We start from the raw sequence: 14,077 nt of genomic DNA on the forward strand, positions 1-14,077 counted from the left end.
ACATTAATTATATTAATATTCGGAAGATAAACATAAATATGAAGATTTTTTACGCAAAAAATTAGCATTTGATGGAAAAATATGTATAATACGTCGACCCTGTAAATGCACGGATTCCCACCGTGCATTATTTTATCTATATCACACTTGAAGGGGTGATGATTAAGATTAATGGTTGTGTTTCATGGAAACACTGGGTATCAAACTTAATTTTTGGTAATTAATTAATGAAAACTTTTGTAGCAAAACCAGAAACGGTAAAACGCGACTGGTATGTAGTAGATGCGACAGGTAAGACTTTAGGTCGTTTAGCTACTGAATTAGCACGTCGTCTTCGTGGTAAACACAAGGCAGAGTACACTCCGCATGTAGATACCGGTGATTACATCATCGTTATTAATGCAGATAAAGTGGCGGTAACAGGTCGTAAAGAAACAGATAAACTTTACTACTGGCACACCGGTTATGTAGGTGGTATTAAACAAGCGACTTTCAAAGAGATGATCGCTCGCCGTCCTGAAGCTGTGATTGAAATTGCGGTTAAAGGTATGTTGCCGAAAGGACCATTAGGTCGCGCAATGTTCCGTAAATTAAAAGTGTATGCGGGTAGTGAACATCAACACGCTGCACAACAACCACAAGTATTAGACATTTAATCACGAGGTTTAGGATATGGCAGAGAATCAAAACTACGGCACAGGTCGCCGCAAAAGCTCTTCAGCTCGTGTATTTATTAAACCGGGCAGTGGTAAAATCACTATCAACCAACGTGAGTTAGACGTGTATTTCGGTCGCGAGACTGCACGTATGATTGTACGTCAACCTTTAGAATTGGTTGAATTAACCGACAAATTAGACCTATATATCACTGTGAAAGGCGGTGGTATTTCCGGTCAAGCCGGTGCAATCCGTCACGGTATTACTCGTGCATTAATTGAATACGATGAAACTTTACGTCCTGCACTTCGTGCAGCCGGTTTCGTTACTCGTGATGCACGTCGTGTTGAACGTAAAAAAGTGGGCTTGCACAAAGCACGTCGTCGTCCACAATACTCAAAACGTTAATTTTTTATTTTCGTTTCAGAAGCAGGGAAGTGTCCCTGCTTTTTTTATATTTATAAAATTATGTAACTTTATGAAATTAAAGAAAAAGTCAGATTTATTTGGCAATATAAAGTGAATTTATGTTAGAATGTTCAACCTTTTTTAAGAAAAATAATATAGCATTTTGAATCTTCGGAGGAATCAATGTCCAATGCATCAAGTAAACGTTCTGTTATGACTCTTTTCTCAAATAAAGATGATATTTACTGTCATCAAGTGAAAATTGTGTTAGCAGAAAAAGGGGTAGCTTATGAAAATGAAGAAGTTAACCCACAAGCATTGTCGGAGGATTTAATGGAATTAAATCCTTATGGTTCTTTACCAACATTGGTTGATCGTGATTTAGTATTATTTAATTCACGTATTATTATGGAATATCTTGATGAACGTTTCCCTCATCCGCCGCTTATGCCGGTTTACCCTATTGCAAGGGGGAAAACCCGCCTTTTAATGTTGCGTATAGAACAAGATTGGTACCCAACTTTAATGAAAGCGGAAAAAGGCAATGAATCGGAACGTGCGGAAGCATTAAGACAGTTAAAAGAAGAATTATTAGCGGTTTCGCCTATTTTCCAACAAATGCCTTATTTTATGAGTGAAGAATTCAGTTTGGTTGATTGCTACATCGCCCCATTACTATGGAAATTAAAACAATTGGGGGTGGAATTTACCGGTGCTGGCAGCAAAGCTTTAAAAGGCTATATGGATCGCGTATTTAGTCGGGATTCCTTTTTACAATCAGTAGGTGAAGCGGCACCTAAAAATCTGATGGACGATAAATAATGGAATATAAATCCTCTCCAAAGCGGCCTTATTTATTACGGGCTTATTATGACTGGTTGGTCGATAATGATTTTACGCCCTATTTGGTTGTAGATGCCACCTATTGGGGTGTGAATGTACCTGTTGAGTATGTTAAAGACGGGCAAATTGTGCTGAATCTCTCTGAAAGTGCCACGGGAAATTTACAACTTACGAATGATTTTATTCAATTTAATGCGCGTTTTAACGGCGTGGCCAGGGAGCTTTATATTCCTATGGGAGCCGTACTTGCTATTTATGCTCGGGAAAATGGTGATGGTGTAATGTTTGAACCTGAAACGGTTTATGATGAATTAAACCGTGAACCACAATCTGATCAACCGAAGAATTTTACCGAAGCGGTTGATAAACCAAAAACAAATAAAAAAACTTCGGCAAAATCGGCTTCTCATCTAAGAATTGTAGATTAAGCTAAAAATAGAAAATCACCCGTATTTTGAAAAGTGCGGGTTATTTTTTATTATTTTGTTGCCGCTTTCATCAGCCGAACAAACTCAGCGAGTTCGGCTAAACATTTTGTATGATTGCCCAAATTAGATTCGATGATTTTTACCGTTGCAGAACCTGAAATCGCGCCGGCAGCGCCTAATTGCAAGGCTTCTTTCACTTGATTCGGTTGTGCGATGCCAAAACCTTGTAGAATAGGAGGGGCATTATAATTTTTCAATTGTTCCACAAGTCTGTCTAAATTTGTTGCATGAGCTTGATTTTCAGCACTGGTAACCCCGGCGCGGGAAACTAGATAGGTATAACCCTCCGTATTTTCCGCCACACCTTGTATGGTTTTTTCATCAGCATTTGGCGGGCAAATAAAGACAGGTTGAATACCGTATTTTTTAGCAGCTTGAATGTATTCATCCTTGGCTAATAGAGGAATATCTGCGACTAACGCGGTATCTACCCCGACATCGGCACAGTGTTGATAAAACCTATCAAGCCCTTTGGCAAAAATAAGATTGGCACAAAGTAATAAACTAATTGGAATCTCAGGATATTTTGACCGCACTTTTTTAAGTAATTTAAAGCTGTCTTCCGTGCTATGTCCGGCATTTAATGCACGATTATTTGCCGATTGAATAACCGGCCCGTCTAATAGCGGATCAGAAAAAGGAAAGCCTAATTCAAGGGCATCGGCACCATTATCAATAAGTGTGCAAATAATTTCAAAAGAACGGTCAAAAGTAGGATCGCATAGGGTTACGAAGGGAACAAATGCGCCTTCATTTTTTACTTTGAGTTCGGCAAATTTAGCTTCAAAACGACTCATGATTTGATTCCTTTTTCTGTTAAAATTTTGTCCACAGTGAAAATATCTTTATCACCTCGTCCCGATAAATTAACCACAAGAATTTGTGCTTTATTCGGCTCTTGGTGAATCATCTTCAGTGCATATGCAAGAGCATGTGAACTTTCCAATGCAGGTATAATCCCTTCGTGTTTAGCGAGTTGTTGGAAAGCATTTAAGGCCTCGTCATCGGTGATAGAAGGATATTCCGCTCGTCCAATGCTTTGTAAATAGGCGTGTTGAGGTCCGACAGAAGGGAAGTCTAATCCTGCGGAAATTGAGTAAGATTCTTCAACTTGTCCGTCATCCGTTTGCATTAATGGCGATTTCATTCCGAAATAAATACCGACTTTGGCATGCCCTAGCGGTGCACCGTGTTCGCCCGTATCAATGCCTTTACCTGCCGGTTCTACACCGATTAAACGCACGTTGGGTTCATCAATAAAATCGGTAAACATCCCTATTGCATTGGAACCGCCGCCAACAGCGGCAATGATGGCATCCGGCAAACGACCTTCTTTTTCCAGAACTTGACGTTTGGTTTCTTCACCAATCATTTTTTGGAATTCACGTACAATAGTTGGAAAAGGGTGAGGGCCGGCTGCCGTACCGAGTAAGTAGTGTGTATTTTCATAATTTGCCGACCAATCACGCATTGCCTCGCAACAAGCGTCTTTTAATGAGCAAGAACCTTTCTGCACCGGCACGACTTCAGCTCCCATTAAACGCATCCGAAATACATTGGGGGATTGGCGTTCCACATCTTTCGCTCCCATATAAACACGGCAGGGCATATCAAGCATTGCACAAGCAAGAGCCGTTGCCACACCGTGCTGACCGGCGCCGGTTTCGGCAATAATACGGGTTTTCCCCATACGTTTTGCAAGTAAAATTTGACCGAGGACTTGGTTGGTTTTATGTGCACCGCCATGTAAAAGATCTTCACGTTTAAGATAAATTTTGGCTTTTGTGCCTTTTGTCAAATTGCGACAAAGCGTTAGTGCGGTGGGTCTGCCCGCATAATTTTTAAGTAAATCTTGAAATTCCTGTTGAAAATTGGGGTCATCTTTCGCTTCAACAAAGGCTTTTTCCAATTGTTGAAGCACCGGTACGAGAATTTCCGGTACATACATACCGCCAAATTCACCAAAATAGGGATTTAATAACGTATCTGACATTGTGTTTCCTTTTTTATTAATTTGAATTTTTTGCGACATTCAAGGGTGCAAAGGTTTGTGCAGTTGGCATCACTTCAATGCGGTTAATATTGACATATTCAGGTTGTTGGTTAAGCCATAACACAATATTGGCAATATCTTGTGGTGTCACATATTGAACGTTTTCATAGAGTTTTTCAGCCCGTTCATTATCACCTTTAAAACGAACATTAGAAAATTCCGTCCCACCGCAAAGTCCCGGTTCTACATTAGTCACCCGAATATTTTTACCCGCCAGATCGGCACGTAAATTTAAACTGAATTGTTTAACGAACGCTTTTGTACCGCCATACACGTTACCACCCGGGTAAGGATAATTGCCTGCAATTGATCCAAGATTGATGATATGACCGGTATTACGCTCTACCATTTGTGGTAAAACAAAGCGCGTAATGTTAACAAGACCTTTAATGTTGGTATCAATCATTTTTTCCCAATCATCAAGGTTGGCTTGATCCGCTGTTTCTAAACCGAGAGCGAGACCGGCATTATTGACGAGCAAATCAATATTACGCCATTCAGTGGGGAGCGATTGGATGGCCTGTTGTGTTTTTTCGCGATCAGAAATATCGAAAGCAAGAGGAAGAAATTGTTCGCCAAGTTCGGCGTGGAGAAGGGTTAATCGTTCGGTTCGGCGACCTGTACCAATGACACGGTAACCTGCGCCAATTAATGTACGACAAATTGCCGCCCCAAATCCGGCTGTTGCGCCGGTGACTAATGCTATTTTAGACATAACCACCTCCTAGTAAAGTTTCAGGGTATTTATACAACACTTTTGCAGTGTTGAATTAAAAGAACTATATGGTATTAAAAATTTTCTCAAAAACTGACCGGACTTTTGCCTCATCTTTCACACCGGGAGTGCTTTCTACACCGGAATTTAGATCTACCCCTAAACAGCCTTGAGCCATTGCCTGTTCAATATTTTCCGGTGAAATCCCACCGGCCAAAATCGTTTTGTATTTGAGATTTTCCGGAATTAATGACCAATCGAAGGTTTTACCTGTCCCCCCTTGCTGGTTTGCGGTTTGGCTATCGAAAATATAGCGGGCAACATTTAAATCATCTGCAAAATTGACCGCACTTTTTTCATCAGTGTCGATTGATAGGGCTTTCCAAATTTGGCAGCTTTTAGGTAATTGACGACGAAGATCAGCGATAAACTCCGGTGTTTCCACACCATGTAATTGCACGGCATAAAGGCTTAATTGTTGGGCGATTTTTAGGATAAAATCAATCTCTTGATTTTGAAATACGCCGACAAAACGAAGTGGCGCAGCCGTGACTAATTCTTGGGCTTGACGCAGGCTGATACAACGTTTTGACTTTTCAGCAAAGATAAGCCCGCCATAAAGCGCACCGTTTGCGTAAACGGTTTTAATATCTTGAGTGCGTGTTAAGCCGCAGACTTTGTTTTCACCAAAAATCACGGCACGAACCGCATTGTTCAAATCATCACTTCCCATTAAACTGCTGCCGATTAAAAATCCTTGTGCCACTCTTTGTAGCTGACGAATTTGCTGATGATCATAAATACCGGATTCACTGATAATACGAACATCCGCCGAGATACGATCGGCATATTTTTCTGTTAATTGAACAACCCGATTTAAGTCCACCGTTAAATCGTGCAAATTACGATTATTCACCCCAATGATTTTTGCCCCTAAGGATAAGGCTCGCTCAAATTCGGCTTCATTGCTGGTTTCGGTTAATACCCCCATTCCCAAAGAATGGGCAAGATTTGCCAACACCTGATAAGTTTCATCATTTACCACGGAGAGCATCAACAAAATGGCATCTGCTTGATAATAACGGGCAAGATAGACCTGATATTCGCTTATCATAAAATCTTTACAAAGTACCGGTTGGGGCACGATATTTCGCACTTGAGGCAAAAATTTAAAATCCCCTTGGAAATATTTTTCATCGGTCAACACCGAAACTGCAGAGGCATAATGTTTATAGACATTGGCGATTTCCTCTAAATTAAATTTAGCCCGAATTAATCCTTTTGAAGGGGAGGCTTTTTTACATTCCAAAATATAAGCCGGTTTTTGGTTCGAACCTTTTGATAAAGCCTCATAAAAAGAGCGGGCGGATTTTGTGATTTTTTGTTGAAATTCACTGAGCGGCAATTCCGCTTCCTTGGCTTTCACCCAGGCGGCTTTATCAAGGACGATTTTTTGTAGTACGGTCGCCGAATCAATGGGTTTTGAGAAGTCTTGAGTAATCATCTTGTTTTCTACTTAATACAAATTCAGGTGGATTTTCAGGGCTAATATTGGGTTAATTTTTGCAAGGTTTCAAATGCTTTGCCACCGGCTAAGGTTTCCAATACATTTTGGGTATTTTGTTTGAGATCATGATAGCCGAATAGTTTAATCAATAATGCGGTATTGGCTGCAACGGCGTTGGCGTGTTCCACTTTTCCTTTGCCTTGTAAAAGTTCGGTTAATAATTTGGCATTTTCTTGTGGCTCGCCACCTCGTAGGCTTTCAAGAGATTGGCTTTTCAAACCAAAATCTTCAGGTGTTAATGTGAAGTAGTCTATTTTCCCTTTTTTCACCTCTGCCACTTGTGTATTGCCGTGTAGCGCTACTTCGTCTAAGCCTGAACCGTGAACAACAAAGGTGTGTTCATGGCCTAAACTCACGGCGGTTTCCGCATAGGTTTTCACCAGTTCCGGCGCATAAACGCCGAGTAAATGGTAATTGGGGCGGGCCGGGTTAATTAATGGACCGAGAATATTGAATATTGTGCGGGTTTTCAATGCAGCACGAACAGGGGCAACATGGCGAAAGCCGGAATGATACTGTTGTGCAAATAAAAAACAGACGCCGATTTCATCTAAGGCTTGACGTGCCGATTGTGCAGAAATATTGATATTGACACCTAATGCGGTTAATACATCACTTGCTCCGGATTGGCTGGACACGCTGCGATTACCATGTTTAGCCACTTTTACACCCATCGCCGCCGCCACAATACAACTTGCCGTAGAAATATTTATGGTATTTTGACCATCGCCACCCGTGCCAACAATATCGGCAAAAGGGTAGTCAGGGCGAGGAAAAGGTTTTGCATTTTGCAGTGATGCCGATACAGCACCGCTAATTTCCTTAATGGATACACCACGAACCTTTAGAGCGATCAACATTGCCGCAATTTGTTCATTCGAAAGATGACCTTGAATGACCGCATTAAAAAGTGCAGTACTTTCTGATTGGTTTAATGGATGACCATTGTAAAGTTGTTCTAATAAGAGGTTGTGTTGCATAATTTGTTCCTTAATTTATCGTGCTATTTACTGCTTTTTAGATTGAAAATTTTATTATGATGTCGTAAATAGCACATGGCTATTAGACATAAATATCGTAATCCAAATCCCGCGCTTCATCGCCCGTCATACCACGGAAGCCCCAACAATGTGCCGGTTGTTCTTTGATGGTAATTTCTACATCATGGGCACGAATACCGAGTTTATATTCCAGTTCACTGAATAACATTTTGATTAGGCGTTTTTTTGTCCCTTCCATTCGCCCTGCCATTAAATTGATTTCAATGACGGTGTAATCATCACTACGATCAAACGGGTAATAAAAATCTTCTTTTTCTAAGCCTAAAAAACGAATAGCGTGTTTTCCTTTGGGAATATCCAAGCCTAAATAGAGGCTGTTATAAATCACGTCAGCTAACATTTCTCTGCGTGGTACAAGTTGGGATTTAAGTCCAAATACAGTAATCATGTTGTTTTCCTTTTAGGTTGGATGGGCGAGTGCCTATCATTGTTTTTAGTGATTGAGTAACCATTCAATGGATTGTTGTAATAATTGTGATCCTTGCACAGTTAAAATACTTTCCGGATGGAATTGGAATGCGCAAATAGGCAACTCTCGGTGGCGAATTGCCATAATAATACCATTGTATTGTGCATTGATGACAAATTCCTGAGGTAAATCTTGTCCCATAAGGGAATGATAACGGGCAACCGGCATCGGATTGAGAAGATCTTTAAACATTGCCTCGCCATCATGAGTGATTTTGGACACTTTACCGTGTAATACTTCGCCGGCGTGAACCACTTTGCCGCCAAAAGCTTGAATTAAGGCTTGATGACCTAAACAAATGCCGATAATGGGAACATGGTTTTTTAAGCGTTCAATTAACGGCAACAAAATACCTGCTTCGGCCGGTGTACCCGGTCCGGGGGAAAGTGCCAGAATTGTTTCGGGCGTATTCAATGCGGTTTCGATTAATTGTTCTAAATCGCAATCGTTGCGGTAAATTTTCACTTGATGCCCTAAGACACGAAATTGATCCACAAGGTTATAAGTGAAGGAATCAAAGTTATCTAAAAAAAGAATATTTGCCATAACGTATCCCTTATTTGGCTTGTGTGTTGATCTGACGAATTGCTTTTAATACTGCGGCAGCTTTGTGTCTGGTTTCATCCGCTTCCATTTGCGGATCGGAATCTAACACCTCACCACAGCCCGCTTGCACATGAGCAATACCCTTTTGTACAAAGGCAGAACGAATCACAATACAAGTGTCTAAATTGCCATCGGAGGTGAGATAACCCACCGCACCACCGTAGCTGTGGCGTTTTTGCTTTTCATATTGATAAATAAGTTGCATTGCCTTGATTTTCGGTGCGCCGGTGAGTGTCCCCATATTCATACAGGCTTGATAGGCGTGAAGTGCATCTAATTCAGGGCGAAGTTTACCCACCACTCGTGAAACAAGATGCATAATATGAGAATAACGATCCACTTGCATTAATTCCGCAACTTGGCGAGTACCACTTTGACAAACTCGGGCGATATCGTTACGTGCCAAATCCACTAACATCAGATGTTCTGCTTGCTCTTTGTGATCTAATCGTAATTCCAGTTCTAAACGGGTATCCAATTCAGGATCAATATTACCGTGCGCATCAAATCCACGTGGACGTGAGCCGGCAATCGGATAAATTTCTAACTGACGATTTTTCGGCGTATATTTGAGTGCACTTTCCGGTGAGGCACCAAACAAAATGAAATCTTCATCGTTCATATAGAACATATAAGGACTTGGATTATTTTGTTTAAGTTGAGCATAACTTGCCAGTGCGTTAGGGCAAGCTAGAGAAAAGCGACGGGAAGGGACGATTTGGAAAACATCCCCAATATTAATATGGTGTTTTAAAGATTTCACTACATTGATAAATTCAGCATCCTCAAAATTCGTTTTCACCTCATCGCTTGCTTGTTTAATAGATAAAATGTGATCAATATTTTTTAATTTTTGTGCGATAGCGAGGGCTGTTTTGGCGACATTGACTTGTTCTTCTTGTGCAAAACAGTAACTTTTCAGTGTGGCTTGTTGGCTTTGATGATCTATCGTGATGAGATGCTCGGCGAGATAAAAACTGTAATCAGGGCAAGAAATTCCGTCATCTTTTAATCTGATGTCATTCATCGGGATGAAATTAGCCACTAAATCATAAGCAAATAAACCTCCTAAAAAAACAGCCGTATCGCTGTGTTGGTAAAGATTCGAAATAACCCGTAATCCATCAAAAATTGTCGCTGATTGTAATTTACTGTCTTCATCCAATTGATTCTCAAGTGGGGGAAAATCTACGGAAAATTCCTCATCAAAATCGACCGCACTTAACGGATTATGCTGAGTTAAAACAGGAAAAATCTCTTTTAAAACCTGTTTACCATTTGCATTTAATGCTTTAAATGTGACGTTGTGACCTATGCAAGTAATTTTGACTGCCGCATTGATAAATATCAGACTTTGTAAGCTATTTTTGCTGCCAATTTCAGCAGAGTCGAGGAGCAGCGTATTAGGATGATGACATAATGTGTTAAAAATTGCGGTGGTATCTGAATGATAAGGAACAGGTTGTGTGGTAACCGCAATAAAAGCATTGTTTTGCATTTTTAAATCCTTTTTAATAATTTTGTACTATTAAACTAGTACAGATTAAATAAGTCAAGAAGAGATTTAAAAAATCTTGTGTTATTGAATTTTTATATTGGCTGAAAGCCTTGCTGAATGCGTGAACGAACTTGTTTATATCGGTTAATAAATTATAGGCTTCATCACTACGATAAACGTTAGTTGAAGGGGAAAGTATTTTGGGGTTTGTAATGAGCATCATGTATCCCCCTTTAAAGTACATTTAACAGGTTATATCTTTTAAAATATCCTAAAAAAGCCATCTATACAAAGATGGCTTAGAAAAGGGCAATATTCAAATTAAAGTGCGGTCACAATATCATTAATTTTTACTTTGGCAGACTGTAATGCTTTTTCAGCCGCTTCCGGACCAAAGCCAATACCTTGTGCATACACAAACTGTACGTCAGTAATTCCGACAAAACCTAAAATGGCTTTCATATATTGTGTGACGAGGTTTTCATCATCGTATAGTCCGCCAAATGCACATAATACGATGGCTTTTTTACCTTTCAATAAACCTTCCGGGCCGTTTGCCGTATATTGAAATGTGACACGCGGACGGGCGATGAAATCAAAATAAGATTTTAATTGAGTGGGAATATTCAAATTATACATTGGCGCACCAATGACAAGAGTATCCGCATTTTTTAATTCGGAAACCAGCTCATCGGAAAGTGTAAGAAGTTGTTTTTCTTCTTCTGTTTGAGGCTCACCACGCACCGCAATAGCCGCTTTGGCATCGAAGTGGGGAAGTGGCTCTTTGGCTAAATCCCGAACCACAATATTGTTACCTTGTAGTTTTTCGATCGTATAATCCACTAATTTGTTACTCTGAGAATTATCAGCAAGAATGCTTGACTTTAACACCAATACGTTGCTCATTTTATTTCCTTTAACTTGCGTAAAATAAGGGTTGCGATTCTAGTGTTTATTTTTTCATAGATAAAGTTCTTTTTAAGAAAAACATTATTTCTTTTTATGAAAAAATCAAGGCTGTTTTCTATTTAACAAGATCGTAAGAAAGTGATAGAATTTGCGACCGCACTTTTCTCATTCAATGGTAGGAATGAAGCTAAGTGCGGTTAATTTTTATTGAATTTTTAAACGAGCATGTCACCTTTCGTATGGGTGACCACTGTATAAGGAAAAATTATGCCAATTATTACTTTACCTGACGGTTCCCAACGTCAATTTGATCGCCCTGTTTCCGTACTTGAAGTCGCTCAAGATATTGGTGCAGGTCTTGCCAAAGCAACCATTGCCGGTCGTGTAAACGGTGAGCGCCGTGATGCCTGTGATATTATCGATCAAGATGCCACACTGGAAATCATTACGGCAAAAGATGAAGATGGTCTGGAAATTATCCGCCATTCTTGTGCCCACTTATTAGGTCATGCCATCAAACAATTATTCCCTGATGTGAAAATGGCTATCGGCCCAACCATTGAAAACGGCTTTTATTATGACGTGGATTTAGATCGCTCTTTAACCCAAGAAGATTTAGAAGCGATTGAAAAACGTATGCTTGAATTAGCGAAAACCAATTATGATGTAGTGAAAAAACGCGTGAGTTGGCAAGAGGCACGAGATACATTTGAGCAACGTGGTGAGCCGTATAAAATGGCAATTTTAGATGAAAATATTGAACGTACGGCAACACCGGCGTTATATCATCATCAAGAATATATTGATATGTGCCGTGGGCCGCACGTGCCAAATATGCGTTTCTGCCATCATTTCAAATTACAAAAAGTGGCAGGGGCGTACTGGCGTGGCGATAGCAAAAATAAAATGTTACAACGTATCTACGGCACCGCTTGGGCAGATAAAAAACAATTAGCAGAATATTTACAGCGTTTGGAAGAAGCGGCAAAACGTGATCACCGTAAAATCGGTAAAGCCTTAGATTTGTACCATATGCAAGAAGAAGCGCCGGGTATGGTGTTCTGGCACAATGACGGTTGGACGATTTTCCGTGAGCTGGAAACCTTTGTACGCACGAAATTAAAAGAATACGATTATCAAGAAGTGAAAGGTCCATTTATGATGGATCGTGTGTTGTGGGAAAAAACAGGACATTGGCAAAACTACGGTGATTTAATGTTCACGACACAATCGGAAAATCGTGAATATGCGATTAAGCCGATGAACTGCCCGGGTCACGTGCAAATTTTCAATCAAGGATTAAAATCTTACCGTGATTTACCTATCCGTATGGCGGAATTCGGTTCTTGCCACCGTAATGAGCCGTCCGGTTCTTTACATGGCTTAATGCGTGTGCGTGGTTTTACCCAAGATGACGCCCATATTTTCTGTACGGAAGATCAAATCGAAAGTGAAGTTACCAGCTGTATTAAAATGGTGTATGACATTTACAGCACTTTCGGTTTTACCGATATTTATGTGAAACTTTCAACCCGTCCTGAAAACCGTATTGGTTCGGATGAAATGTGGGATCGTGCGGAAGCAGGCCTTGCTGCAGCCTTGGCACACAATCATCTTGAATATGAAGTTCAAGAAGGTGAAGGGGCATTCTACGGGCCAAAAATTGAGTTCGCATTGCGTGATAGTTTAGGTCGTGAATGGCAATGCGGTACGGTGCAATTAGACTTTGCTTTACCGGGGCGTTTAGATGCCACTTATGTTGCTGAAGATAACGGACGTAAAATCCCGGTGATGATCCACCGTGCGATTTTAGGTTCGATCGAACGTTTCATCGGGATTATTACCGAAGAATATGCCGGTTTCTTCCCTGCTTGGTTAGCGCCAACACAGGCTGTGGTGATGAATATTACCGATAGCCAAGCGGATTATGTTCAACAGGTGGCAAAACAGTTATCTGATGCCGGTTTACGGGTGAAAACGGATTTACGAAATGAAAAAGTAGGCTTTAAAATCCGCGAACATACCTTACGTCGCGTACCCTATATGCTTGTTTGCGGTGATAAAGAAATCGCAGAAGGTAAAATTGCGGTACGTACCCGTAAAGGCGTGGATCTCGGTACCTTTACCATAGAAGAGTTTACGGAAATTTTGAAACAACAAGTTAGAAATCGTGAATTAAAATTATTGAATGAAGAATAAAAAAACATTCAAAACTGACCGCACTTTGCGGAGATATAATGAAAGGCTAGGTTATATACTAGCTTTTTTATAAACCTTAAGAAAAATCTCCCCTTCTTAAGGTTTTCTTAAGATTTGTGTTGTTTAATAGACCTCAACAAAGCAGCAATGCTTTAAACAATGATTTTAACCTAAAATTTTAAGAGGAAAACTTGATGAAAAAATTAACTCTAGCAACACTTCTTGCAATCGCCACTTCAACTGCATTTGCAGGTTTCAATGGTAATGGAAATACCGCTCAAGGCGGGTTTAAACAAAGTGCAATGCAGGCGATTAGTGTAAAGCAAGCATTATCGGAAAAAGATAATAGCATGGTGACATTGGTCGGTAGCATTACCCAACAAATTGGCAAAGATGACTACCTTTTCACTGACGGCTCCGCACAAATCAAAGTGGAAATTAAAGATCGTGTATGGAACGGTTTAAATGTCGGTCCACAAGATAAAATTCGTATCAGTGGAAAACTTGATAACGAAGCCTTTGAAAAAGCCGAAATTGAAGTATATAGTATTGAAAAAGTAAATTAATAATTAAAAAATGGTGAGTGTTTTAGCTCACCATTTTA

15 protein-coding genes are annotated in these 14,077 nt (G+C 40.2%); 6 read left to right on the forward strand and 9 right to left on the reverse strand.

Going from position 1 to position 14,077, the window contains the following annotated elements; genetic code table 11:
• Nucleotides 1-227 precede the first annotated feature (227 nt).
• The 4 genes from rplM to BKL51_RS08045 all read left to right on the forward strand — a co-directional run bounded on the left by rplM (nucleotide 228) and on the right by BKL51_RS08045 (nucleotide 2,336).
• Nucleotides 228-656: a 50S ribosomal protein L13 gene (gene rplM, locus BKL51_RS08030; RefSeq protein ID WP_077416350.1), complete on the forward strand. Its 429-nt coding sequence runs from the start codon at nucleotides 228-230 to the stop codon at nucleotides 654-656.
• Nucleotides 657-672: 16 nt separating this feature from the next.
• Nucleotides 673-1,065, forward strand: a complete 393-nt coding sequence (gene rpsI, locus BKL51_RS08035) for a 30S ribosomal protein S9 (RefSeq protein WP_059366324.1) — start codon at nucleotides 673-675, stop codon at nucleotides 1,063-1,065.
• A gap of 183 nt (nucleotides 1,066-1,248) precedes the next feature.
• Nucleotides 1,249-1,887, forward strand: coding sequence for a stringent starvation protein SspA (sspA, locus tag BKL51_RS08040; protein WP_059366323.1), 639 nt, complete (start codon nucleotides 1,249-1,251; stop codon nucleotides 1,885-1,887).
• Complete coding sequence (locus BKL51_RS08045; RefSeq protein WP_077466191.1) at nucleotides 1,887-2,336, forward strand: ClpXP protease specificity-enhancing factor; 450 nt, start codon at nucleotides 1,887-1,889, stop codon at nucleotides 2,334-2,336. The genes sspA and BKL51_RS08045 overlap by 1 nt, the downstream gene beginning before the upstream one ends.
• Nucleotides 2,337-2,386: 50 nt before the next feature.
• On the opposite strand, the gene trpA is transcribed toward BKL51_RS08045, so the two are convergent.
• From trpA to BKL51_RS08090, 9 genes are all read right to left on the reverse strand, one after another.
• The gene (gene trpA, locus BKL51_RS08050) at nucleotides 2,387-3,193 is read right to left on the reverse strand and encodes a tryptophan synthase subunit alpha (protein ID WP_077466192.1); all 807 of its coding nucleotides are present in this window, start codon (nucleotides 3,191-3,193) and stop codon (nucleotides 2,387-2,389) included.
• Nucleotides 3,190-4,389 (reverse strand): tryptophan synthase subunit beta, encoded by a 1,200-nt coding sequence (gene trpB, locus BKL51_RS08055; protein WP_077466193.1) that lies wholly within the window; start codon nucleotides 4,387-4,389, stop codon nucleotides 3,190-3,192. Before trpB ends, trpA begins: the two co-directional genes overlap by 4 nt.
• Before the next feature lie 16 nt (nucleotides 4,390-4,405).
• The gene (locus tag BKL51_RS08060) at nucleotides 4,406-5,164 is read right to left on the reverse strand and encodes an SDR family oxidoreductase (protein WP_077466194.1); all 759 of its coding nucleotides are present in this window, start codon (nucleotides 5,162-5,164) and stop codon (nucleotides 4,406-4,408) included.
• A 64-nt stretch (nucleotides 5,165-5,228) separates the two neighbouring features.
• Nucleotides 5,229-6,668, reverse strand: a complete 1,440-nt coding sequence (trpCF, locus tag BKL51_RS08065; protein ID WP_077466195.1) for a bifunctional indole-3-glycerol-phosphate synthase TrpC/phosphoribosylanthranilate isomerase TrpF — start codon at nucleotides 6,666-6,668, stop codon at nucleotides 5,229-5,231.
• Nucleotides 6,669-6,709: 41 nt separating this feature from the next.
• On the reverse strand, nucleotides 6,710-7,711 hold the full coding sequence (trpD, locus tag BKL51_RS08070) for an anthranilate phosphoribosyltransferase (RefSeq protein ID WP_077466196.1): 1,002 nt from the start codon (nucleotides 7,709-7,711) through the stop codon (nucleotides 6,710-6,712).
• Between the two features lie 82 nt (nucleotides 7,712-7,793).
• Nucleotides 7,794-8,180: a tautomerase family protein gene (locus tag BKL51_RS08075; RefSeq protein ID WP_077466197.1), complete on the reverse strand. Its 387-nt coding sequence runs from the start codon at nucleotides 8,178-8,180 to the stop codon at nucleotides 7,794-7,796.
• A gap of 45 nt (nucleotides 8,181-8,225) precedes the next feature.
• On the reverse strand, nucleotides 8,226-8,807 hold the full coding sequence (locus tag BKL51_RS08080; RefSeq protein ID WP_077466198.1) for an aminodeoxychorismate/anthranilate synthase component II: 582 nt from the start codon (nucleotides 8,805-8,807) through the stop codon (nucleotides 8,226-8,228).
• Between the two features lie 10 nt (nucleotides 8,808-8,817).
• Nucleotides 8,818-10,365 (reverse strand): anthranilate synthase component I, encoded by a 1,548-nt coding sequence (trpE, locus tag BKL51_RS08085; protein WP_077466199.1) that lies wholly within the window; start codon nucleotides 10,363-10,365, stop codon nucleotides 8,818-8,820.
• 321 nt (nucleotides 10,366-10,686) lie between these two features.
• Nucleotides 10,687-11,271 carry an FMN-dependent NADH-azoreductase gene (locus tag BKL51_RS08090; RefSeq protein ID WP_077466200.1) on the reverse strand — a complete coding sequence of 195 codons (585 nt, stop codon included), beginning with the start codon at nucleotides 11,269-11,271 and terminating at the stop codon, nucleotides 10,687-10,689.
• Between the two features lie 270 nt (nucleotides 11,272-11,541).
• Between BKL51_RS08090 and thrS the strand changes: the two genes are divergently transcribed.
• Together thrS and BKL51_RS08100 are read left to right on the forward strand one after the other, a co-directional pair.
• The gene (gene thrS / locus BKL51_RS08095; protein ID WP_077466201.1) at nucleotides 11,542-13,473 is read left to right on the forward strand and encodes a threonine--tRNA ligase; all 1,932 of its coding nucleotides are present in this window, start codon (nucleotides 11,542-11,544) and stop codon (nucleotides 13,471-13,473) included.
• A gap of 194 nt (nucleotides 13,474-13,667) precedes the next feature.
• Nucleotides 13,668-14,039, forward strand: a complete 372-nt coding sequence (locus BKL51_RS08100) for a YgiW/YdeI family stress tolerance OB fold protein (RefSeq protein ID WP_077466202.1) — start codon at nucleotides 13,668-13,670, stop codon at nucleotides 14,037-14,039.
• Nucleotides 14,040-14,077 lie beyond the last annotated feature (38 nt).

The sequence above is a fragment of the Rodentibacter sp. Ppn85 genome, from assembly GCF_001999335.1.
GTDB lineage: Bacteria > Pseudomonadota > Gammaproteobacteria > Enterobacterales > Pasteurellaceae > Rodentibacter.